17 protein-coding genes and 2 tRNA genes are annotated in these 20,594 nt (G+C 35.2%); 9 read left to right on the top strand and 10 right to left on the bottom strand.

What is annotated here, in order from left to right; all coding sequences use genetic code 11:
* The first annotated feature begins 2 nt into the window (after window positions 1–2).
* Together C4F50_RS17810 and can are read left to right on the top strand one after the other, a co-directional pair.
* A complete protein-coding gene (locus tag C4F50_RS17810; protein WP_194140002.1) occupies window positions 3–1,652 on the top strand; it encodes a SulP family inorganic anion transporter in 1,650 nt (549 codons plus the stop codon).
* A 121-nt stretch (window positions 1,653–1,773) separates the two neighbouring features.
* A complete protein-coding gene (gene can / locus C4F50_RS17805; RefSeq protein ID WP_194140001.1) occupies window positions 1,774–2,409 on the top strand; it encodes a carbonate dehydratase in 636 nt (211 codons plus the stop codon).
* Between the two features lie 55 nt (window positions 2,410–2,464).
* Here can and C4F50_RS17800 read toward each other — a convergent pair whose 3' ends face one another.
* Both C4F50_RS17800 and C4F50_RS17795 read right to left on the bottom strand, forming a co-directional pair.
* Window positions 2,465–3,667, bottom strand: coding sequence for an LETM1-related biofilm-associated protein (locus tag C4F50_RS17800; protein WP_194140000.1), 1,203 nt, complete (start codon window positions 3,665–3,667; stop codon window positions 2,465–2,467).
* A 109-nt stretch (window positions 3,668–3,776) separates the two neighbouring features.
* Window positions 3,777–4,304 carry a superoxide dismutase family protein gene (locus C4F50_RS17795; protein WP_194139999.1) on the bottom strand — a complete coding sequence of 176 codons (528 nt, stop codon included), beginning with the start codon at window positions 4,302–4,304 and terminating at the stop codon, window positions 3,777–3,779.
* Window positions 4,305–4,515: 211 nt separating this feature from the next.
* On the opposite strand from C4F50_RS17795, the gene C4F50_RS17790 reads away from it, so the two are divergent.
* From C4F50_RS17790 to C4F50_RS17780, 3 genes are all read left to right on the top strand, one after another.
* Window positions 4,516–4,953 carry an META domain-containing protein gene (locus C4F50_RS17790; RefSeq protein WP_228012072.1) on the top strand — a complete coding sequence of 146 codons (438 nt, stop codon included), beginning with the start codon at window positions 4,516–4,518 and terminating at the stop codon, window positions 4,951–4,953.
* 4 nt (window positions 4,954–4,957) lie between these two features.
* Entirely contained in the window at window positions 4,958–5,479 is a 522-nt protein-coding gene (locus C4F50_RS17785; RefSeq protein ID WP_194139998.1) for a DUF4251 domain-containing protein, read from the top strand.
* Window positions 5,480–5,593: 114 nt separating this feature from the next.
* Window positions 5,594–6,079 carry a hypothetical protein gene (locus C4F50_RS17780; protein ID WP_194139997.1) on the top strand — a complete coding sequence of 162 codons (486 nt, stop codon included), beginning with the start codon at window positions 5,594–5,596 and terminating at the stop codon, window positions 6,077–6,079.
* A gap of 75 nt (window positions 6,080–6,154) precedes the next feature.
* Here C4F50_RS17780 and C4F50_RS17775 read toward each other — a convergent pair whose 3' ends face one another.
* The 8 genes from C4F50_RS17775 to C4F50_RS17740 form a co-directional block, all read right to left on the bottom strand.
* Window positions 6,155–7,249 carry a glycoside hydrolase family 18 protein gene (locus C4F50_RS17775; protein ID WP_194139996.1) on the bottom strand — a complete coding sequence of 365 codons (1,095 nt, stop codon included), beginning with the start codon at window positions 7,247–7,249 and terminating at the stop codon, window positions 6,155–6,157.
* A gap of 314 nt (window positions 7,250–7,563) precedes the next feature.
* A complete protein-coding gene (locus C4F50_RS17770; RefSeq protein WP_194139995.1) occupies window positions 7,564–9,369 on the bottom strand; it encodes an acyl-CoA dehydrogenase FadE in 1,806 nt (601 codons plus the stop codon).
* 176 nt (window positions 9,370–9,545) lie between these two features.
* Complete coding sequence (locus C4F50_RS17765; protein WP_194139994.1) at window positions 9,546–10,727, bottom strand: thiolase family protein; 1,182 nt, start codon at window positions 10,725–10,727, stop codon at window positions 9,546–9,548.
* Between the two features lie 235 nt (window positions 10,728–10,962).
* A complete protein-coding gene (tnpA, locus tag C4F50_RS17760; RefSeq protein ID WP_194139993.1) occupies window positions 10,963–11,424 on the bottom strand; it encodes an IS200/IS605 family transposase in 462 nt (153 codons plus the stop codon).
* A gap of 85 nt (window positions 11,425–11,509) precedes the next feature.
* On the bottom strand, window positions 11,510–13,900 hold the full coding sequence (locus C4F50_RS17755; RefSeq protein WP_194139992.1) for a 3-hydroxyacyl-CoA dehydrogenase/enoyl-CoA hydratase family protein: 2,391 nt from the start codon (window positions 13,898–13,900) through the stop codon (window positions 11,510–11,512).
* A gap of 46 nt (window positions 13,901–13,946) precedes the next feature.
* Window positions 13,947–14,405, bottom strand: a complete 459-nt coding sequence (locus C4F50_RS17750) for a MarR family winged helix-turn-helix transcriptional regulator (protein ID WP_194139991.1) — start codon at window positions 14,403–14,405, stop codon at window positions 13,947–13,949.
* Between the two features lie 222 nt (window positions 14,406–14,627).
* Entirely contained in the window at window positions 14,628–15,665 is a 1,038-nt protein-coding gene (locus tag C4F50_RS17745) for a helix-turn-helix transcriptional regulator (protein WP_194139990.1), read from the bottom strand.
* A gap of 300 nt (window positions 15,666–15,965) precedes the next feature.
* The gene (locus C4F50_RS17740; protein ID WP_194139989.1) at window positions 15,966–16,580 is read right to left on the bottom strand and encodes an HD domain-containing protein; all 615 of its coding nucleotides are present in this window, start codon (window positions 16,578–16,580) and stop codon (window positions 15,966–15,968) included.
* 501 nt (window positions 16,581–17,081) lie between these two features.
* On the opposite strand from C4F50_RS17740, the gene C4F50_RS17735 reads away from it, so the two are divergent.
* From C4F50_RS17735 to C4F50_RS17720, 4 genes are all read left to right on the top strand, one after another.
* Window positions 17,082–17,195, top strand: a tRNA-OTHER gene (locus C4F50_RS17735).
* Window positions 17,196–17,374: 179 nt separating this feature from the next.
* A tRNA-OTHER gene (locus tag C4F50_RS17730) sits at window positions 17,375–17,498 on the top strand.
* 253 nt (window positions 17,499–17,751) lie between these two features.
* Window positions 17,752–19,992 carry a hypothetical protein gene (locus tag C4F50_RS17725; protein WP_194139988.1) on the top strand — a complete coding sequence of 747 codons (2,241 nt, stop codon included), beginning with the start codon at window positions 17,752–17,754 and terminating at the stop codon, window positions 19,990–19,992.
* Between the two features lie 57 nt (window positions 19,993–20,049).
* Complete coding sequence (locus C4F50_RS17720; protein ID WP_194139987.1) at window positions 20,050–20,592, top strand: SMI1/KNR4 family protein; 543 nt, start codon at window positions 20,050–20,052, stop codon at window positions 20,590–20,592.
* Window positions 20,593–20,594: the final 2 nt, after the last annotated feature.

Here is a 20,594-nt window from a genome sequence, read left to right as displayed (position 1 = left end):
TTATGACAAAAAAAATCAATCTTTTTGCCAACCTTAAATCTGATTTTGCTTCAGGTTTAGTGGTTTTTTTGGTGGCTCTTCCATTGTGTTTAGGTATTGCAATGGCTTCGGGAGCGCCTTTATTTGCTGGAATCATCGCTGGTGTTGTGGGTGGTATTGTTGTTGGTTATTTAAGCCAGTCACATATTAGTGTATCAGGACCGGCAGCTGGGTTAACAGCTATTATTTTAACCGCTATTACCGATTTGGGAGCTTTCGATGTGTTTTTAATGTCTGTATTTATTGCTGGATTAATTCAATTAGCATTAGGATTTTTAAAAGCCGGAAGTATTTCAAATTATTTCCCGACCAATGTAATTGAAGGGATGTTAGCGGGTATCGGGATCATCATTATTTTAAAACAACTGCCGCACGCCTTTGGCTATGATGCAGATTTTGAAGGAGATCAAGCCTTTATACAAAACGACGGAAGCAATTCTTTCTCATTTTTGTTTGATGTTTTAAATCACATCAACTTAGGTGCTGTAGTAATTTCTGTGGTTTCTTTGGTAATCTTGCTTTCTTGGGAAAAAGTTCCGTTTTTAAAAAGAATAAAATTAGTTCCAGGGGCACTTGTTGCAGTTATTGCCGGTATAGTTTTAAACGAAATCTTTTTGTCAACAGGAAGCAGTCTGGCAATTGCAAAAGAACATTTGGTTTCTTTGCCGGTTCCAAAATCGTTTGATGAATTTAAATCAATTATAATTACGCCAAACTTTGGAGCTGTTACAAATCCGCAGGTTTGGGTGGTTGCGGTTACCATTGCGATTGTGGCTTCTATTGAAACTTTATTATGTATTGAAGCTTCGGATAGAATGGATGTTCAAAAACGTTACACCAATACCAATGTAGAGCTTCGTGCGCAAGGTGTGGGTAATATTGTAAGTTCACTTTTAGGCGGGCTTCCGATGACTTCTGTAGTAGTACGCTCTTCTGCAAATAATAATGCTGGAGCAAAATCTAAAATGTCTGCAATTATTCATGGTGTGCTTTTATTGATAAGCGTACTGTCCATTCCAGCGATTCTTAACAAAATTCCGTTAGCAACTTTGGCTACCGTTTTAATTTTGGTCGGATATAAATTAGCAAAACCAGCAACTTTTATGCATTTCTGGGAAAAGGGAAAATACCAGTTTGTTCCTTTCATTGCAACATTAGTCTTTGTTGTTGCGACAGATTTGCTAAAAGGTGTTGCGTTGGGAATCATTATTAGTATCATTTTTGTTTTAAGAGGAAACTTAAAACGAGCTTATGTTTTCAAAAAGGAAGAATACGAAGACGGCGATATCATTCATATTGATTTAGCTCAGGAAGTATCGTTTTTGAACAAAGCTGCGATTAAACAAACTTTAAGTGAAATTCCAGAAAATTCTAAAGTCGTAATTAATGCGCATGATACAGAATACATTGCACATGATGTTTTGGATCTTATACGCGAATTTAAAGAAACCCGAGCTATTGATGAGAATATCAAAGTGAAACTAAAAGGCTTTAAAGAAGCATACGAATTAGAAAATACGCCGGAGAATAACAATCACGTTACGATCGAACATTATTATGATGTGGCTAAGAGGGCATTAGTTCAAAAAGAAGTTGTAAAAGAGAAATTCTAAATAGAAAAATTAAAATTAAGCTGTTTTCTAGGTAAAAGAAATGTTCAAATTTAGGTAACTTTACATTTAAGTTCTTTTGGAGAGGTTCGTACTTTAGAAAATACTACAAAAAATAAAAAAAATGAGAAAATTTTATGAGCAGTTATTAGAAAACAACAAAAAGTGGGTTGAAAATTCTTTGGCTTTAGACCCTAATTATTTTGCAGATTTAGCAAAAGGACAGTCGCCGCCATTATTATGGATTGGATGTTCTGACAGCCGTGTTCCTGCAAACGAAATTGTTGGTGCAAAACCAGGTGAAGTTTTTGTTCACCGTAATATCGCAAATATGGTTGTGCATTCTGATATGAACATGCTGAGTGTTTTAGACTATGCTGTAAATGTGCTGAAAATTAAGCACGTTATTGTTTGCGGACATTATGGATGCGGTGGTGTAAAAGCAGCAATGGGAAATCAATCTGTTGGAATTATCGATAACTGGATTCGCCACATTAAAGACGAATACCGTTTACACGAGAAATATTTGAATTCTATTGAAGACGAAACAGAGCGTTTTAATGCTTTTGTAGAAATCAATGCAAAAGAACAAGTTTACAATTTGGCCAAAACTTCGATTGTTCAAAACGCTTGGAGAAACGGGCAAGATTTAATGCTTCATGGATGGGTTTACGGTCTAAATTCTGGTTTTGTGACCGATTTAAATGTAAATATCTCTTCGAATGAGGAACTTGATGAAGTTTACCAATTGAAGTTTTAATAACAAACAAAATAGATAATAAAAAAAAATCGCCCTTTTTATAGGCGATTTTTTTTTATTCGTTTTCGTCTAAGTTTTCGTTAAATGCAGAAGGCAGCATTGTCGGGATAAACTTTATTAAAATAGGCAGTAATAAACTTCCGCCTGGAAGCAGAAATATCGTAAGAGACGGAATGGTTTTGCAAATATCCAAAAGCTGTTTTTTAACCTTTTTCTTTTCCTTGGCATCCAGATCCCTCGTTGTAGAATAAGCCAGTAAAACCATCAATTCTTTACTTTGAACAATTTCCTTAATCAGTCTGTTTTTGTTTCTAATAATCAGCTTGACAACGCTGTGCGTCATTTGATCGTAGAAATGCTTAACAGGATTGGAATAATTAAAGTATGGAATTTTCTTTTTGTGTGTCGTAATAAAATCATGCGTGGTGTCAATGCTTTTTGTGACAAAGTCATCGCCGGCACCCATCATAGAACCTAGTGAATATAAAAAATAAGATTCTTCGTTTTCAACAACGCCGTCACTCCACAAAGCCATTCCTGCCATATCGATCAGGTAGTAATGTTCTAATTTGTTTTTAAAATAATCGAGTTGTAAAGTCTCTAAAGTTTCAACAGTAACTTTTGAGAATTTAGAATAACGGATAGAAGCTTCAAAAAGTTTGATCAATAAATCGTCATGCTGTGATTTGGCTGTTTTGGTTTTTAAGGCCAAACCTACAATTCCCAGTACTGTTTCTTCAATTCTTTTTAAATATTTTTCGGGAATTTCTCCGTGTTCCAAATATTGTCTAAAAGCCAGAACATCGATAAATAACAATGCATTGGTTACCAAATGCGAAAAATTCTTGCTGATAATGCTGTCATTCGTCTGAACTCTTTGGTCGATGATATTCTCTAGAGAATGTGAAGGCGTATCTTTAGGTAGTAATACTTTAAACAAATTAAATCCTTCTGGACTCATTTGTTTGTAAAACTTTAAAACCTCTGAAATAAAATTATTAGGTTCCGAATTTCTTTTCTCCAGACAAAAAACATGATAGAGTGTGTTGAGCAGAGCAACTTTAGAAATTTCGGTTTTAAACCAGCCCTTTATAGGAATCGGGACTTGGGCATCAATAGCAATAATATGGCCGTAAATAAAACCAGTCTCTCTTACTTTATAGTAAAAAGAGTCTGCAGTCTCAAAAGGAATTGCCTCTGAAAACTTTTGTTCACTAAAAAATTTATCGATCCAGCCGTGTGCTGATGGGTTAATCATTGACTTAATTTTGCTGCTGCAAAGCTATGCCTTTTTCTTGTTTTAGAATTCATTTTAAATGAAATAACCACTAGATTTTGTTAAAATTTAGTGGTTATGACGTTTTTCTTTATTTAATGATTCCTGCACAGGCAACTCTTCCTCCGGCATTTCCGGTTGGCTGTGTTGTAAAATCATCAGCTCCTTGGTGTACTATTAGTCCTTTTCCTAGAACATCTTTGTTAGTATCACCACATCCAACACACCATTCGTCTGTAGTCAGCGTGATAGATCCGTTTCCTTTTGCATCAGCAGTAAAGTTTCCGATATCACCTTTATGATATTCTTCAACTCCCCATTTTCCATGTTTTTTAAACGTAGGATTCCAGTGCCCTCCAGCAGAACTTCCGTCGGCTGCGGTACAATCTGCTTTTTCATGAATGTGGATTGCGTGAACTCCAGGTTCTAATCCTGTAATTTTTGCAGTAAAAGTAACTTTGCCGTTTTTTTCTGTAAAAACGGCTGTACCGCCCACTTTACTGTTGCTTTTTGGTTCTAATGCAACGGTTAATGTTTTGGCGTCATTTGATTTTGTATTAGTCTTACAGCCAATGATTAATGCTGTAATTATAGCGAAAGAAACGATGATTTTTTTCATAAAAGAAGACTTTTTAAGTTATTTATTAAGTAAATTTAACACAAAATAATGGAACTCATTAACTCTAAAAGTTAAAAAAAAGTCAAACACTTGCTTAGAAATTAAAATTCTTTTGTCTTTCCAATCCAATAATATTGCTTAAATTAGAGTTTGTTTTTAATTGTAAATTATTGAAAACCAATTTTATAGTTCAATACTGTTTAAATTTGATATGATGACAAAAAGAATTTTCCTTCTCGTTTTTTTGAGTTCAATGCTTATTTCGTGCTCCATTTTTAAATGTAAAAAGAAAGAATCAATTTCTCAGCTGGACGGCACTTGGGAACTCAATTATATTTCTGGTCCAAGAATAGCTTTTGACGGACTTTATCCTAATAAAAAGCCTGTAATTGTTTTGAATACTAAAGAAAATACAGTTTCAGGAAATAACAGCTGCAATTCTTATACTGGAAAATTAAATGTAGTGGGAAATAAAATTGATTTTACACAGCCCATGGCTGTAACAAAAATGATGTGTTTGGACGGACAAGGGGAGCAGGTTTATATGAGCACACTGCAGAAAATTACGGCGTACGATATCACAGATGATGGAAAAACGCTAAATTTTATTTCTGGAGATATTGCAATGATGCGTTTTACTAAAAAATAAAATTATGAAAAATACCGTATTCATTTTATTGCTTTGTTTGTTTTCTTTGGGTTTCTCTGCTTCGGCTCAGGAAAAATCAAAGAAGGAACTTAGGGCAGAAAAAGAACTTCAAAAACAAAAAGAAATTCAGACTTTAATTGATAATAAAAATTTTGTTTTTGAAGCACAAAAATTAACACCGCAGGGTGGGAGATTAATCAACTTAGATTACAATACTTATTTTTTGAAATTTAATACTGATAATACAACCTGTGATCTTCCTTTTTTCGGACGCGGCTTTAATGTTGGTTACGGCGGCAGTGACGGCGGTATTAAGTTTGAAGGAAAACCTGAAAACATTAAGATCGAAAATAAAAAGAATAGTGCCATAATCAAAACTACAGTAAAAGGTCAAAATGATATTTACGATTTGTTGTTGAATATTTTTTATAATGGTACAGCAACGCTTTCTGTAATTAGCAATAACAGAGGGCCGATTTCTTATGACGGCGTCATATACGCTCCAAAAAAATCAGAATCAAAATAGTTTTGCCGCTGATCAATAGTTCTTTTTTAGAATCTTGTTTTGGGTTAATGTGTTAAAAATCAGTATATTTGAGTAATGCGTAAAATTTTTAAGTACAAATTTAAAATCAAAACTATGAAAAAATTAAGTCTTATTCTTATCATGGCGGCAGCCACATTTTCATCTTATGCGCAGTCTTCTTTTAAAGAAGATGTTGAAGTAGTTCAAAGTATTTACGGGAAATCTAAAAGTGAACTGGTACAGCAGTACATGAACTTGTCTGATGCACAAGCGACAGCGTTTGCTAAAGTATACGACAGTTACGAAACAGAACGAAAAGCACTTGGACAAACCAAATTTCAATTAATAAATGATTACGCGGCCAATTATGAAACCCTGACAGATGCAAAAGCAGATGAATTGGCAAAAGGAACCTTAAAAAATCATATTGCTTATGAGAAACTTTACAATAAGACTTATAATCAGGCCAAGAAAGCGATTGGGGCTATAAATGCTGCAAAATTTATTCAGCTTGAGATTTATTTACAAACGATTATTCGCAGCGAAACTTTAGAAGCTATTCCGTTTATTGGGGAATTAGATAAAACAAAAGTGAATTGATTTTATTTAAAATCATAAAAAAACGGAGACTATTTTTTAGAATGGCCTCCGTTTTTTTTTATGATTGATTACTATTTATTTAGCTGATTTAACTTCATAAATAGCGTTTACCATTCCGTTTTTTGGACTGTCCAATGTTAATTCCCAAAACATTATACCACCTAGGTTTTTAGATTTTACATACGCAGCTTTCGCTTTAATAGATTTTAAATCATCTGATGTAGCAAAAGTTTTTGTACCAGCATTGTACCAATAAGGTGCTTGTGCTTTTTCGTCATAAAAATATTTCCAGCCATTTGCCTCTGTATATGTTGATGCAAAGTTTTTAAAATCTACGCCTTGAATATGTTCTCCCGGCTGATAAAGACCGTTGTTTATATTTTCTACATTTTGCCAAGTTCTAGAGTAAAATGCCCCTCCGATCACTAATTTGGAAGCAGGAACGCCTTGTTTCAATAAATATTCAACAGCTCTATTGGTAGACTCTTCTTTCGGATTTGTACTGTATAGTGGTGTATGATGACCTGTAACTTTAGAATATCCGTTTACCAAATCGTAGCTCATAATGTTGATTCGGTTTACCAAAGGAGTTACGGCTTTCCAGTCGATAGATTCGTCTAAGTATTTTTGAAATCCGCCTGCTGCAAAACTCAATTCGTATTTGCTTCCTAAAGTAGAACGCAGAATTTTGATTAGTGCTGTGAAATTTGGTTTGTCAGCCGGCTGGAATAAATGCCCAGGAAGCCCTTCAATTGCAGGATATTCCCAATCCAGATCTAAACCGTCTACTTTATAAGAATCACTTAAGGTCTTTACCGATTTAGCAAATTTCAAACGCCCCTCAGCTGTTGAAAATGCTTCCGAACAAGGTTCGCAGCCACCCCAGCCGCCAAGTGAAACGATAATTTTAAGCTGTGGATTTTTCGCTTTAAGCGAAACTAATTTTTTAATAGTAAGTGAATCTTTAGGAGAATCTACAGTTAGTTTTCCGTCTTTTAAATGACAGAAACTAAAAATTATCTGATTTAATTGCTGCACTTCATATTGATCGATTAAATCGGAATCTCCTGTGTAATAAGCAATAATGTCCATTTTTTTATTTTTTTGTGCAAAAATACTGGAAGAGCACAGGCACATTAAAAACAGAGCCAAAAGGTTAATTTGTTTCATTTTAAGTTTTTTTGAGTTTTTAGAATGCTAAAATTAAAGTAATACATTCAATATTTAGCTTTTAATAACTCTAAAAAAGTAATTTTAACGAAAATTTTGCAAATCGTTGCAAAAATATTGCGGTTTTACTGTTGTTCTTTTTGCTAATCGAGGTACAGTGTGCTAGAAAAGAATGCCGCAGATTATAGGCTTAAAATGATTTAAAAAATCTATGAGAGTCCTGAAAATCTGTGGCAAGACATAAAAAATAAACCCGCACAGTTTCGGACTTGCGCGGGTTTAAAACAAATTAAAAGCTAAAAACTATTTTTGAATTAGAAGCAGTATGAGTTTTCTGCAACCAATTTTTCTGCGATTTTTTCTCTCAATGCCACAACATTTGGCAAGTTGGTGTATTTTGTAAAACGTTTTAATCCCATTAACATCATACGCTGCTCATCACCTTCAGAGAAAGAAGCGATTCCTTCTTTTCCTCTTAGGTTTACAATATCTACTGCTTTGTACAAGTACAATTTTGCCATAGCAATCTGCTCCTGAACTTTATCTTCACCTTGAGATTTTGCTAACTTTTCAGTTCTCAAAATGGTACTTTCTGCCATATAGATTTCGATTAAGATGTCTGAAGCAGCCATTAATAATTGCTGATGAGCATCTAAATCAGCACCGTATTTTTGAACAGCGCTTCCGGCAACCATTAAGAAAACTTTTTTAAGGTTGGCAACGATTCCTTTTTCTTCTGCAAATAATTCAGAGAAATCAGGAGTATCAAAAGATGGAATTCCCATTAATTCTTCCTGAACTTTCATTGCAGGTCCAAGTAAATCAACATGTCCTTTCATCGCTTTTTTGATCAGCATACCTACAGAAAGCATTCTGTTGATCTCGTTTGTACCTTCGTAAATACGTGCGATACGAGCATCTCTCCAAGCACTTTCCATTGGAGTATCCTCAGAGAATCCCATTCCGCCAAAAATTTGAATTCCTTCATCAGAACAGTTTTGAACGTCTTCAGAAACAGCAACTTTCAAGATAGAACATTCTATAGCATATTCTTCAACACCTTTCAATTCAGCTTCCTGATGAGAAGTTCCTTCTGCTTCACGAGCAGCAATTCTGTCTTCGATATCTTTTGCAGCACGATAAGAAGCACTTTCTCCAGCGTAGGCATTTGTAGCCATTTCAGCCAATTTAGAACGGATAGCTCCAAAACTAGAAATAGAAGTATTGAACTGGATTCTTTCGTTAGCATATTTTACTGCTCCAGTTGTTACTCTTCTTTGAGCATCCAAACATGCAGCAGCTAGTTTAATACGACCAACATTAAGAGCATTCATTGCAATTTTGAAACCGTTTCCTCTTTCAGATAACATGTTTTCAACCGGAACTTTTGTTTCGTTAAAGAAAACCTGACGAGTAGAAGAAGCACGGATTCCTAACTTATGTTCTTCTTCATTCATAGAAATTCCGTTTGACGGATCGTTTTCTACGATGAAACCTGTAATATTTTTATCGTCTCCAATACGAGCAAAAACAATGAAAACGCTGCAGAAACCTGCATTCGAAATCCACATTTTTTGACCTGTGATAGAGTAGTATTTTCCGTCTTCAGACAAAACAGCTTTTGTTTTTCCTGAGTTTGCATCAGATCCTGCGCCTGGTTCAGTTAAGCAATATGCACCAAACCATTCTCCAGAAGCCAATTTCGGAACGTATTTTTTCTTTTGTTCTTCCGTACCGTAAAGTGTAATTGGCATTGTTCCAATTCCTGTATGCGCACCAAAAGCAGTTGAGAAAGAACCAGTTGCTCCAGAAATGTAGTCGCAAACTAACATTGTAGAAACAAATCCCATTCCTAATCCGCCGTATTCTTCAGGAACTGCAACTCCAAGAAGTCCCAATTCACCCGCTTTACGCATAGAAGCTTCTGTATACGCATAATCTTTTTTCTCAAAACGATCTTTATGCGCCCATAATTCTTTGTCTACGAACTCTTTTACAGAGTCACGCATCATTAACTGCTCTTCCGAGAAATCTTCTGGTGTAAAGATGTCCTCGCACTTTGTTTCTTTAACTAAAAACTGACCACCACGAGTCACGTTTTTTTCGATTGTATCTGCCATGATTATGTTTTTTTTATATTTTGTTTTTTTGAATCTTGTCATTTCGATCCCGAGGCTTCGGGAGAGAAATCCCCGCGACGATTATCCGCATAGTAATCCAATCTTTGTCGAGCCACTTACGGAGATTTCTCCTTCGTCGAAATGACAAACTGAACGTATGCTTTACTTAATAATGCTTACAACACCTCGTAAACTCCAGCGCTTCCTTGCCCAGTTCCCACGCACATACTCACGATTCCGTATTTGTTTCCTCTGCGTTTCATTTCATCAAATAACTGAACAGAAAGTTTAGCACCCGTACATCCTAGAGGGTGACCAAGAGAGATGGCGCCGCCGTTTACGTTTACGATATCAGGATTTAAACCTAACTCGCGAGTAACCGCTAAAGCCTGAGAAGCAAATGCCTCGTTTAACTCAATTAATTCGATATCATTTAAACTCAATCCAGCTTGTTTCAATGCTTTCGGAATTGCTTTTACAGGGCCAATACCCATAATTCTAGGCTCAACACCAGAAGAAGCAAAGTTTACAAGTCTCGCAATTGGCTCAAGGTTTAATTCTTTAACCATGTCTTCGCTCATAATTAGAACGAAAGCTGCACCGTCGCTCATTTGAGAAGAGTTACCAGCCGTCACACTTCCGTCAGCAGCAAAAACGGGTCTTAAACCTGCTAAAGCTTCTACAGAAGTTCCAGCTCTTGGGCCTTCATCTTTATTAACAACATAAGATTTAGTTTCTTTTTTACCATTTTCATTGATAAAAGTCTGCTCAACAGTGATTGGAACGATTTGTTTATCAAATTTTCCTTCTGCCTGTGCTTTTAATGCTTTCATGTGAGAGTTGTAAGCAAACTCATCCTGATCTTGTCTTGAAACATTGTATTGTTTCGCAACCGCTTCGGCAGTTAAACCCATTCCCCAATAGTAATCTTCGTGACCTGCAGCGGCTACTTTATAATCCGGAGTTGGTTTGTAACCTCCCATTGGGATATAACTCATACTTTCTGCACCGCCGGCAATAATACAATCTGCCATTCCAGATTGGATTTTAGCAGTTGCCATTCCGATAGTTTCTAATCCAGATGCACAATAACGGTTTACAGTAACTCCAGGAACGTCTTCCACTTTTAATCCCATAAGAGAAATTAAACGTCCTACGTTAAGTCCTTGTTCTGCCTCTGGCATTGCATTTCCAACCATAACGTCGTCAATACGTTTTTTATCAAAATCAGGCAGTTCGTCCATCATAAACTGAATGGTTTCTGCAGCTAATTCATCAGGTCTTTTAAATCTAAAAACTCCTTTTGGTGCTTTTCCTACCGCTGTACGGTAAGCTTTTACTATATATGCTGTTTTCATTTGTTTTTTTGTTTTGTTTAGATGTTTATTGTATTCTATATACAGGTGGCTCCTCTGGAACTAATTCAAAAATCTCATTTCATTTTCTACAAACATTCTGCCTCTCGGAGGCTTTGAATGTTATCTGAAAACAATTTTTAGAAATATTTTTTCTTTCAAGAAAGCCTCGGAGAGGCGGACTGTTACTAGAAATCGAATTTACGATGTGTTAAGAAGCTCCGTAGGAGCGACCTGTTTATTCAATCCAATCAAATAAATATTTTTCATCGTATTCAATTTCAAATTTTTCTAAAAATGAAAGATATTCTTCCTTAAACGTTTGTTTCTTATGATGCTCTTCTTGATTTAAAATATATTTTACCACATTATCTAAATGGCTTTTTGAATAAGAGAAAGCTCCAAATCCTTCCTGCCAGTTAAACTTTGTACTAATCCATCTGCTGTCATTTATAAATTTTGATGAACCTGCTTTAATATCCCTTACCAAATCTGATAATGAAAGGTTTGGTTTCATTCCAATCAAAATATGAACGTGATCTGGCATTGCGAAAATGGCCAGTAATTTTTGACCTCTGTTAGAAACAATTCCCGTTATGAATTTGTGCAATTCTTCACGATTATCTTTTCGAATCAAATTTTCTTTTCCCTTTACAGCAAAAACAATTTGAATGTAAATTTGTGAATATGTATTTGCCATAAATTCGTTTACAACAGGCCGCTCCTCCGGAGCTAAATCAAAAATCTTATTCTTATTCTACAAACAGGCCGCCTCTCTGAGGCTATTAATTTCTTAGAGGTTTCCCTTTAGTAAGCATATATTGAATTCTCTCTAATGTCTTACGTTCTGTACATAAACTCAAGAAAGCCTCTCTTTCGATATCTAATAAATATTGTTCAGAAACCAAAGTCGCTTCAGATAAATCACCACCAGCCATTACATAAGCCAATTTGTTAGCGATTTTCTTGTCGTGTTCAGAAATGTATTTTCCAGCTTCCATTTGATCCGTTCCAACTAAGAACATACCCAAAGCTTGTTTACCAAGTACTTTGATATCTGTTCTTCTAATTGGCTGCGTATAACCAGCTTCTGCCATTAACAAAGCATGTTTTTTAGCTTCCGCAATCTGACGGTCTTTGTTTACTACAATAATATCTTTTCCATGCTGTAAAAGTCCTGTGTCAAAAGCTTCATAACCAGAAGTCGATACTTTTGCCATTGCGATTGTCAAGAAATATTCCTGAAGAACATTCAGCTCCACATCGTTTTTGCGGAATAAATCTGAAGCTCTTAAAGTCAGTTCTTTAGAACCACCGCCACCAGGAATAACTCCAACACCAAACTCAACTAATCCCATATAAGTTTCAGCAGCAGCAACCACTTTATCAGCGTGTAAGCTCATTTCGCATCCACCGCCAAAAGTCATTCCGTGAGGCGCAACAATAACTGGAATTGAAGAATAACGTACGCGCATCATCGTGTCTTGGAACAATTTAATCGCCATATTCAACTCGTCGTATTCCTGCTCAACCGCCATCATGAAAATCATTCCGATATTGGCCCCAACAGAGAAATTCGCTGCTTGGTTTCCAATAACTAAACCTTGATATTCTTTTTCAGATAAGTCAATTGCTTTATTAATGGCTTGTAGAACGTCGCCGCCAATAGTATTCATTTTAGATTGGAATTCTAAGTTTAAAATTCCGTCACCTAAATCCTGAATGATTGCACCACTGTTGCTCCAAACTTTTTTGCTTTCGCGAATGTTGTTTAGAATAATGAATGCATCTTGTCCAGGAACTTTTACTTGTGATTTTGTTGGAATGTTATAGAAATAAGTAGCTCCTTCTTTAACAGTATAGAAACTTTCGCTTCCAGAAGCCAGCATTTCAGTAACCCATGCAGCTGGTTCTAAACCTTCAGCTTTCATGATTTCAATTCCTTTGGCAACACCAATCGCATCCCAGATTTCGAACGGGCCATTTTCCCATCCAAAACCAGCTTTCATAGCATCGTCAATTTTGTATAATTCGTCTGAGATTTCAGGAATCCTGTTTGATACATAAGCAAACATTCCAGCGAAACTCTTACGGTAGAATTCACCCGCTTTGTCTGTTCCTTTTACTAAAACTTTAAAACGATTGATTGGTTTATCGATGGTTTTAGTTAATTCCAGCGTAGCAAAATTTGCTTTTTTGGCAGCGCGGTATTCTAATGTATCTAAGTCTAAAGAAAGAATATCTTTATCTACTTTTTTATAAAAACCTTGTCCGGTTTTGCTTCCCAGCCAATTGTTTTCCATCATTTTGGTAACAAATTCTGGAAGTTTAAACAATTCGTGCTGTTCGTCTGTTGGGCAGTTTTCGTAAATACCGTTGGCAACGTGTACCAAGGTATCTAAACCAACCACGTCAACCGTACGGAAAGTAGCCGATTTTGGACGGCCAATTACAGGACCAGTCAATTTATCCACTTCTTCGATCGTTAATCCCATTTCTTTAACCAAATGGAATAAACTCTGGATTCCGTAAATACCAATTCTGTTTCCAATAAACGCTGGAGTATCTTTAGCAACAACCGAAGTTTTTCCTAAGAATTTAGATCCGTATTCGTTTAAGAAATCCAATACTTCAGGCGAAGTTTTTGGACCCGGAATAATTTCAAACAACTTTAAGTAACGCGCCGGATTAAAAAAGTGTGTCCCGCAGAAGTGCTGCTGAAAATCTTCGCTTCTTCCTTCGCTCATAAAGTGAATTGGAATACCAGAAGTATTAGAAGTAACCAGAGTTCCTGGTTTGCGGAATTTCTCGATTTGTTCGAATACTAATTTTTTAACATCCAAACGTTCTACTACAACCTCGATAATCCAATCTACATTGGTAATTTTTGCCATATCGTCTGTCGTATTTCCAGTCGTAATACGGTTTGCAAATTTCTGACTGTAAATAGGTGAGGGTTTCGATTTTAATGAGTTCGCCAAATGGTCATTTACCAAACGGTTGCGAACGGCTTTACTTTCAAGAGTTAATCCTTTTTTAGCTTCAGCTTCTGTCAACTCGCGGGGTACGATGTCAAGCAGTAAAACTTCAACACCAATATTGGCAAAATGACAAGCTATCCCTGAACCCATAATTCCGGATCCAATTACAGCAACTTTTTTAATTGTGCGTTTCATAAGTCGTTAATGTTTGTTTTTTGTTAGAATCAGAATAACTTTCAAATTACTCCTTTTCAGTATTTTCTGTTTGATTAAATATGTTTTTATCGTGAATCAGTTCGTTTATAATTTCCGAAACCTCTATAAAATGTTTTAGTTTTTCGTCTGAAACATGTTTCCTAACGGTTTCATTAAATTTTAGAACTGTATTTTTAGATAGTTCTCTTTTTTCTTTTCCAAAATCGGTGAGATAGATCAAAACGCCTCTTCCGTCGCTCGGATTTTTTTTACGAACAATTAAACCTTTGTCTTCCATAGATTTTAAAGTTCTGGTCAGGCTTGTAGCTTCCATTCCCATTCTAGGGCCCAAAGCAGTAGAGGGCGTTCCATCTTCTTTATCCATGCTCAAAAGCGCAAATCCCGTTGCCATTGTAGCATCGTATTTTGCAGCTTCTTCATTATACATTCTTGAAACAGCCTGCCATGTAGCTCTCAAAATATAATCTATCGTTTTGTCTTTCATAGGTAACTATATCGATTTCAAATATAATTAAAAAATACTATGCATGCATATTATTTTTTAATATTTTTTTGGTTAGTTAAAAAATACCTTTGGTTTTCAGTGTTTTATGGTTTGCTTTTTATTTGAAATATACTATTCTTTTTTGATATTTTAACAAAATAGATGCTTTAAAAATATTTTTATCAATTTTATAATGGCTTTATTTTGATTTTATGTAAAAAATCATGCATTTAATTCATTTTTATTTTCGGTTTCGTATTTGTTTAGAGCACTTACAAGAATTTTTTTCATTCGATTTCGCAGGTTTTCTGGTCGCAGCACTTCAATTCCATCACCAAAACCGAGCAGCAGGCGTTCCATTTCGTAATTAGGACAAAGAAAAATGTGCACGATAATACTTTTATCCTCATTTTCTTTAATCAGCCGCTGAGAAGCATGCAAAGGTTTTGTGAGTACATACGGTGCATTTACAGCATCAATCCAGAGTTCAATACGTCTGGGCTGTAAACCCGTATTAACCGTAACCCCAATTACATCCTTATAAAATAACTCCGCATCAAAATCTTCTTCTATATAAGACAGATTAAAGTCATAGTCAATCGAGATGATTCTGTCCAGAGCCAGATTGGTAATGGGCTGTGAACCTTTTTTCTTTCCAATTAAAAACCATCTGTTGTTAAACTCCTTTAATATAAAAGGATGAAAGTTGAATTTTGTTTCGTCTCGCGATTTAAACGATTTATACGTAATAACCAGCACCACTTTTTTTACAATCGCCTGATAGATTTCATCCAAATAATGCAATCCTTTTAGGTTCTCGTTTTTATCCAGATAAATTACGGGTTTGGTATGCGATTTTTCAGAATAGATTTTATCCTCCAATCGCTGTAAAATATCCGATACATCGCTAAACAAAGAAAAGTCCTTAAACTGTTTGAGCATCGAAACCGTTTCGGTCAAAACATTCATATCCGTTTCCGTGAGCGGAATATCCGTAATAGTAAAATCTTCGTCTTCGTATTTATAATACTTTTTATCGTAGACGACGATTGGTGCATTATATCCGAGTTTTTCACTTCGCATCAGCTGAATATCCATTTGAATCGTTCGTTTACTAATCGGGATATCGCGTCCTTCATATTCAGACAAAGCTTCAGAGCAGCATTCGATTAAATCTTCTAAGGTCCATTGTCTGTATCTGTTCTGCAGACATTTGTCTATTATTTTGTAGCGTATTAGGGCATTTTTGTTTTGTGACATTGTTGTGTGTTTTTGTTTTCGCATTTTTTATGTAGAGGCGCACAGCAGTGCGTCTAACACATCGTAACCCCAGTCAATTGAGATCCGACGAATCTGTTGGGTTTGAAAAATCTGCAGTGTTTACAGTAATAATGAAATCACATTTCTTTATTAAATGAACGTATTGTTATTCCAATTTTCGTTATGGATATTCGTTGCGTAGACGCACTGCTGTGCGCCTCTACAGATATACGTTGTGTTTATTTATTTTTCACATCCAATAAACCCGACAGGTTTTTTAAACTCTGTCGGGTTTATAATTTAAATTAATAAAGAAATCTCCTTTTCAATATTTCGTCTCGCTTTCTCTTCATACAAATTCCTAAACTCATCAGTTTGAAAAATAAACTCGTATTCCAGAAAATGTTTCAAAGCTTTGGCGCGCCCGGGTTTGTAGAGTAAATCAGGATAAATGAGGTATTCTTTCCTGATTTGTTCCAAATAGGTTTTATAATCGTCCCAGTCTTTGGCAAGGATTTTCAAATCAAAATCAATTAACCAATTGATATCTTCATTGGCATTATGCTGATGCTGTTGTGTAGCGCAGATCGCATCAAAAACCAATTGTTTATTTAAGTTGACATTTTGAGGTAAAATCGTCAAAGCGTATTCCGCGCTTTTGAGTTCGTTGTCTTTTTTTGAAGCCGAATAAACGAAATCATGATAAAAAATAGAAAATAATATTTCATTCGGATTTTGAAGTCGATTAGAATAGGTTTCAAAGCTTTCTATCATTTCTTTTAAATGTGTGAGATTATGATAATGCCTTGATTTTTTGGAATATGCCTTTTCTAAATCAGTCCATTTCTGATGGATTTCATTTGCTGAAAAGCCAATATTATTAAGTAATTCAGAATAAATTTTCTGTAAATTCATTTTGTTTTGTTTAAATGAAAGCTCCAGCGGAACTTATAATAACTAAGTTTTTTTTAAGTAAGATAATAGCTCCAGCAGAGCGTAATATGTATAGCAATTTTATAGGATAGGATCAAAAGCTCCATCGGAGCGACACACCGACTTTCATATTTTATCAATAAATATGTCACCCCGCTGGGGTTTTTGAAATGCATCTCAAAAATAGCTATAAATATGTCGTCCCTCTGGGACTCATTTTTTGTAATCGGGAAATGTCTATAAATATGCCGTCCCTCTAGGACTTACGCGCTTTCTTTAATTAATATTTACCCAAATATAGAATTCTTTTTTTACTACGCAAAATAACTGCGCACTAGTTTAGAAATCTTTGTTCAAGAAATAAAAACAACACGTTCATAGAAATAAAAATTGAGTTCTAAACAGGTCAAGTCTGAGTTACTTCGAAAACACTTTCCAATGTACACACTTACACCATTACCTTTTAAACTCAAATTATAAATTGGGGCAGTAGCTCAGAGGTAGAGCAGGTAATTTTGAAATTACCTTAAAGGTCAATCAGAATTTACTTCTACACTTTTAATGTCCAGGTCGCGGGTTCGAATCCCGTCTGCTCCACAATTTGAATAAAGTTTTTTACTGCGCAAAATAACTGCGCAGCAGTTTAAAAATCTTTGTTCAAGAAATAAAACAATACGTTCTTACAAATAAAAATTAAATAAAGCAGGTCAAGTTTAAGTTACTTCGAAAACACTTTCCACGTACACACTTATACAATTATCTCTTTATTAAAATCTGAAGCAGTAGCTCAACGGATAGAGCACAGGTCATATTAGTTTCGAAATTATCTTATTAAAGGTCAATCTAAACTTACTTCAATCGGGGACCCTGGGGTTGTGGGTTCGAATCCCATCTGCTTTACAATTATTGGTCAATTAAAACTTACTTCTTAGGTTCGAATCCTAACTTCCGAAAGGAGGCTGCTGGTTATAAGTTTTAAAATCATCATTAATACAAAAAAAACTGAGGGTCAAGATTAACTTACTTCCCACAATCCGATATTTTGTTAAGTTAATCAATTACACTCCAATTTCAGGTCAAGTGTTTCTTACTTCAAAACTCTTTTAGGTAGAAATCAGAAACGCAATTATCTAAATTTTAAAAATTAAAAAAAATGAAAACAAAAGAATTATTAAAAATCAGTTTACGTCAAAATGCCTTATTTATTCCAAGCGAATATATCGCAAATGATATCAAAACATTATCAGGAACAACATCGGTTTTATTAACCAATGTTTCTAAACTCGGATTTACATTTTCTGAATCATTATTGCATGCATTAAACAATGTAAACCCAAAATATAAAATGGAAGTTTTAGAGGTTCTAAGAGAAGTTTTAGGAACCGATAAAAACTGGACGCCATTGGTTAAAGAGTGGAATATTCCAACTGGAGAAGATGTTGTAGATCATATCGTGACTTTGTTTGCTAACGTTTTTAAAACTAAAAACGGAACAGATTTGCAATGCGGGCATAGGATTCCAGATAATACTTTTCCGTTAGAAAGATACAATGGTTGTCCGTTCTGCGGAACTCCATTTGAATTCGGTAAATTGGAAAATATCGGACAAGGGAGCAAATTAAAAGTTTTAGAATTGTGGACTGAAAAAGAGCTGCAAGACTTCTATATTTCATTATTGCAGTCAAAAACTGCGTTAGACGCAACTCAGGTTGACAGTTTAAAGATCGCTTTGAATTACCTGCCATTACCAAAAACAGAGGTTGCAATGAAGGAAACTTTGATGCTTGTAATTGATGCTTTAATAGAGAATGGCCAAGCCGAAAATGCGTCCCAATTTTTTAAATCGCCAACCGATATCTTAAGATATTTGTGGTTTAAAAACACTGGTTTATTACAAATAATTGAGCCAAAAACGATTGTTAAAAGAGCTTTGAAAAACCATACTCATTTTTATGAGTTTATGGATACGAGCGCACAGGCAAAAATTGGTTCTAAAAACGATTTGAAATTAAAATATTCAAGAAAAGAAGGTTTAATGGTCGCTTCTTGGCTGAATAGTATGGATATGGATGTTGAGACCATGTGCGAAATCATGCATCCGAAAAGAGGAATGTGGGTGCGTTTTATCCGTGCCTTGCGTTTGGCAGAATACAGCAAAAGAAAAGGTTTTGAAAAATTAAACTTTTTATTAGATGTATTTTACAACCAAGTGTATGAGGTTTGGCAAAGCAAAGTGAACTCGTCAAGATTGAAATATGATGCCGACAAAACATTTGCATTGTTAAAACAACGCCCAGGATTGTTTGCACGTTCCTTATTTTCGAATATGCTTTGGTTTGGAGCAGAAGAAACTGTAGCGCATTTTTCTGAGATTATCGATAAAGTTCCGGCTCGATTGATTTTTACTTTGAATATGTATGCACAAAATTATTTTGATAAAAACATGCAGCGAAGTGTGAAACCTTTGGGCGGAACAAACAAAAGAATCGCACCAAATGCATTATTGAATTTGTACGAAGATTTTATGTTAAACGACATGAAAGCTAAAGTAGAAGATTTGTGTATTTTGGCTATGAAAAAACGATTTGCTTCGGTTTCAAACCCAAACAAGACAATTTATATTGATCCGCAATTGTATAATATGCCAGTTTCGATTGGAGATAGAAGCGATACGGTTCAGGATCTTCCAGTTGCTTTGATGGGAACACGTTTCCCAGTTGAAGGAAACGAAGTGCGATTGTTTATGCAATGGGGTAAAGATTTGCCAGCACAGCATTTGGATATGGATTTAAGCTGTCATATCGCTTACGAAACACGTTCAGATATCTGTTCTTTCAGCCGATTGACTACAACAGGATGTCAGCATAGCGGTGATATCAGAAGTATTCCGAATAAAATTGGAACGGCTGAATACATCAATATTAACATCGACGAATTGGCAAAAGCCAACGCAAAATTTGTGACTTTTACCTGCAATGCGTACAGCAACGGAAGTATAACGCCAAATTTGGTTGTGGGATGGATGAACAGTAAATATCCGATGAAAATTTCGGAACGAACAGGTGTAGCATACGATCCGTCGTGTGTAGATCATCAGGTTCGTGTGACGCAGAATGTTGCCAAAGGTTTGGTTTTTGGAGTGTTGGATGTAGCAAAACGAGAAATCGTTTGGTTAGAGATGACATTTGGAGGTCAGGTTGTGCAAGGTTTGGATTTCAAAGGAGTTCAGGCTTTATTGGCAAAACTAAACAGTAAATTGAATATCGGTCGATTGTTACAATTGAAAGCGGAAGCCCAAGGATTGACGATCATCGAAGATGAAAATGCTGATGAGGTGTACAACGCGCAATGGGCAATGAACGCTGCTGCGGTGACACAATTATTAATAGATTAATTTTTAAACCACGGATTCTTAATTGGGTTCGTGGTTTTTTACTTTTAAAATTGAAACATGTTAACAATTAAAGATATAAAATACAAAGCAGAAAAGAATTTCAAGAGAATAAAGCTTCGTAATGATGCTTACGGATTTCAAATACAACCTAATACTAAATTTTTAAAAGGAATCAGCAGAAAAGAAATCGATGAATTACAATTGTTGTTTGGATTTGATTTTCCTTGGGATTACAGAGAAATGCTTTTAACTATTGGTGGATTAGATACCGAAGAGATTTCAATCGATCCAGATGGAGAAGAGGAAGTTGCATTCCATAATTTTTTTTATCAGTATCCAAAAGAGATTGAAAAAATACAATATTTGCTTGAGGAGATAAATACAAATATAATGTTTGTAAAAGAGACTTTAACCGAAGCTGGATTTGATGTTTCTAAAATTGTCGGTTACATACCAATTTACATTCATAGAGTTCTTGTTGTTTTCGAAAATAAATATCTTTCTCCGGTTATTTCAGTTTGGGGCAACGATATAATGGTATATGGTAACGATTTGAAAGAATATTTAAAAAATGATTTTTGTAGAAATTATAATTACTAAAC

This window comes from Flavobacterium hungaricum (genome assembly GCF_015182285.1).
Classification (GTDB): domain Bacteria; phylum Bacteroidota; class Bacteroidia; order Flavobacteriales; family Flavobacteriaceae; genus Flavobacterium; species Flavobacterium hungaricum.
The sequence above is the reverse complement of the archived record's forward strand: the minus strand, read 5'-3'. Positions and strand labels throughout refer to the sequence as shown.

What these genes read in the sequence shown, in the direction of transcription:
- C4F50_RS17740 (WP_194139989.1), bottom strand. Translation starts at nt 16,580, where the DNA reads ATGAATTTACAGAAAATTTATTCTGAATTACTTAATAATATTGGCTTT.
- C4F50_RS17810 (WP_194140002.1), top strand. Translation starts at nt 3, where the DNA reads ATGACAAAAAAAATCAATCTTTTTGCCAACCTTAAATCTGATTTTGCT.
- tnpA (WP_194139993.1), bottom strand. Translation starts at nt 11,424, where the DNA reads ATGGCAAATACATATTCACAAATTTACATTCAAATTGTTTTTGCTGTA.
- C4F50_RS17770 (WP_194139995.1), bottom strand. Translation starts at nt 9,369, where the DNA reads ATGGCAGATACAATCGAAAAAAACGTGACTCGTGGTGGTCAGTTTTTA.
- C4F50_RS17755 (WP_194139992.1), bottom strand. Translation starts at nt 13,900, where the DNA reads ATGAAACGCACAATTAAAAAAGTTGCTGTAATTGGATCCGGAATTATG.
- C4F50_RS17725 (WP_194139988.1), top strand. Translation starts at nt 17,752, where the DNA reads ATGAAAACAAAAGAATTATTAAAAATCAGTTTACGTCAAAATGCCTTA.
- C4F50_RS17720 (WP_194139987.1), top strand. Translation starts at nt 20,050, where the DNA reads ATGTTAACAATTAAAGATATAAAATACAAAGCAGAAAAGAATTTCAAG.
- C4F50_RS17765 (WP_194139994.1), bottom strand. Translation starts at nt 10,727, where the DNA reads ATGAAAACAGCATATATAGTAAAAGCTTACCGTACAGCGGTAGGAAAA.
- C4F50_RS17750 (WP_194139991.1), bottom strand. Translation starts at nt 14,405, where the DNA reads ATGAAAGACAAAACGATAGATTATATTTTGAGAGCTACATGGCAGGCT.
- C4F50_RS17745 (WP_194139990.1), bottom strand. Translation starts at nt 15,665, where the DNA reads ATGTCACAAAACAAAAATGCCCTAATACGCTACAAAATAATAGACAAA.
- C4F50_RS17795 (WP_194139999.1), bottom strand. Translation starts at nt 4,304, where the DNA reads ATGAAAAAAATCATCGTTTCTTTCGCTATAATTACAGCATTAATCATT.
- C4F50_RS17800 (WP_194140000.1), bottom strand. Translation starts at nt 3,667, where the DNA reads ATGATTAACCCATCAGCACACGGCTGGATCGATAAATTTTTTAGTGAA.
- C4F50_RS17780 (WP_194139997.1), top strand. Translation starts at nt 5,594, where the DNA reads ATGAAAAAATTAAGTCTTATTCTTATCATGGCGGCAGCCACATTTTCA.
- C4F50_RS17775 (WP_194139996.1), bottom strand. Translation starts at nt 7,249, where the DNA reads ATGAAACAAATTAACCTTTTGGCTCTGTTTTTAATGTGCCTGTGCTCT.
- C4F50_RS17790 (WP_228012072.1), top strand. Translation starts at nt 4,516, where the DNA reads ATGATGACAAAAAGAATTTTCCTTCTCGTTTTTTTGAGTTCAATGCTT.
- C4F50_RS17785 (WP_194139998.1), top strand. Translation starts at nt 4,958, where the DNA reads ATGAAAAATACCGTATTCATTTTATTGCTTTGTTTGTTTTCTTTGGGT.
- can (WP_194140001.1), top strand. Translation starts at nt 1,774, where the DNA reads ATGAGAAAATTTTATGAGCAGTTATTAGAAAACAACAAAAAGTGGGTT.